Annotated in this window: 1 protein-coding gene; it reads right to left on the reverse strand. The window is 43.0% G+C overall.

Annotated features, from left to right (window positions below; all coding sequences use genetic code 11):
* A partial coding sequence (locus ACRCJ0_RS17460) for a toprim domain-containing protein (protein ID WP_431391421.1) occupies positions 1–726 on the reverse strand: 726 nt, incomplete at both ends.

A 726-nucleotide genomic window follows, 5' to 3' on the forward strand; every position in this document is an offset into this window, starting at 1 on the left:
ACAGATTCGTTAGCAGTGACACTGGTTTGATTTTGGTTTTCTAAAATTTCGACAACTTCTTCCTTATCGCCATCATCAGTATCTGAGGCATTTTCAAGTAGCGTATCATCTTCGTCCATGGTGAAGGCCACATTGTCTTCAATCCATTTCCGCCTAGGTTCAACCTTGTTCCCCATTAAAACAGATACCCTTTTTTCAGCTAGGGATAAATCGTCAATTGTTACCCGGACTAGGGTACGAGTTTCAGGATCCATAGTTGTTTCCCATAATTGGTCCGCATTCATCTCACCCAAACCTTTGTAACGTTGCAAGATATAGCCTTTGCCGACTTTATCAGTCACAGCTTTTAACTCGTCATCCGTCCAAGCATATTCAGTGACCTCGTTTTTCCCTTTACCCTTAGACACCTTATACAATGGTGGCATAGCAAGATAGACTTTACCCGCCTCTACTAAAGGTTTCATATAGCGGAAGAAGAAGGTCAGCAGTAGCACCTGGATATGGGCCCCATCGGTATCGGCATCGGTCATGATGATGACTTTATCGTAGTTGGCATCCTCAACCTCAAATTCAGCCCCTACACCTGCACCAATGGTATAGATGATGGTGTTCAACTCTTCATTTTTTAGAATATCTTGAATGCTGGCTTTTTCAGTGTTTAATACTTTACCACGTAATGGCAAGATAGCCTGGAATTTACGGTCCCGCCCTTGTTTAGCAGAACCA

It is taken from the genome of Aerococcus sp. L_32, assembly GCF_050689315.1.